At 56.5% G+C, this 269-nt stretch carries 1 protein-coding gene; it reads right to left on the reverse strand.

All coding sequences use genetic code 11. From position 1 onward, the window contains the following. On the reverse strand, nt 1-269 hold a 269-nt coding region (locus SB658_RS24250; RefSeq protein ID WP_410602905.1), incomplete at both ends, for a dihydroxyacetone kinase subunit DhaK.

Here is a 269-nt window from a genome sequence, read left to right on the forward strand (position 1 = left end):
CCATCGACGTAGCGAAATGGCCGACCAGTGGCTGTACGATCTGGATGCCTGCTTCACCCAATTTCTGCACGGCGCGCCGATACAGGATGAACAATTCCTCCAGCGGTGTTGCGCCAAGACTATTGATCAGGATGGACAGTTTCGATCCGGCACCTTGCGGTTTGTCGGCGAGCAGCCGTTCGATCATCTCATCGATGATGGCATTGGCGGGTCTCAGCTTGTCGCGCCATATGCCGGGTTCGCCGTGAATGCCCATGCCCATTTCGATT

This window comes from Bacillus sp. SIMBA_008 (assembly GCF_046535495.1).
In the GTDB taxonomy this organism is placed as follows: domain Bacteria; phylum Bacillota; class Bacilli; order Bacillales; family Bacillaceae; genus Bacillus; species Bacillus subtilis.